Origin of the sequence: Mesorhizobium sp. M2A.F.Ca.ET.067.02.1.1, from assembly GCF_004023285.1 — a bacterium.
Classification (GTDB): Bacteria; Pseudomonadota; Alphaproteobacteria; order Rhizobiales; family Rhizobiaceae; genus Mesorhizobium.
Window position 1 is genome coordinate 1 of the sequence record NZ_RZSB01001494.1, and the last position, 388, is coordinate 388.

At 58.2% G+C, this 388-nt stretch carries 1 pseudogene; it reads right to left on the minus strand.

Annotation, left to right across the window (positions count from 1 at the left end):
- Positions 1–67 precede the first annotated feature (67 nt).
- Positions 68–388 (minus strand): annotated as a pseudogene (locus EOA28_RS39440) (hypothetical protein); the annotation flags it as partial.

Below are 388 nucleotides of genomic sequence, written 5' to 3' on the forward strand. Positions count from 1 at the left end.
GTGCACGGATGACGCGCCCGCCTTTTTCCTTCTTGAACCGAAAGGCGGGGGGCAAGCATTGGATGAATCAGCTTTCCCGCCCGTGTAGGGAGAATTTTTGACTACGATGGGCAATTTGTCGTCTCGTTTCTTCACCCTGCGGCCCCTTTCGCTCCGTTTGAGACACCAATAGTGCACCCTCCTCGCCGCCCTGATTTTGAAGTGCCAGCCTGTTCGGAAGGATCTGCTCCGGCACAAGCTCTTGCCCGATACGGATCACATCTCCGAGCACAGAGCGAATGTGCAACCAGGGAAACTCAGCACAGGCTTCCGCCGGTTCCCCTTCGCTCAGCACTGCATCGAGCTTGGCCGCCACACCCGCAAGTGAAGCAGCCGGGGTCTCCAGCAA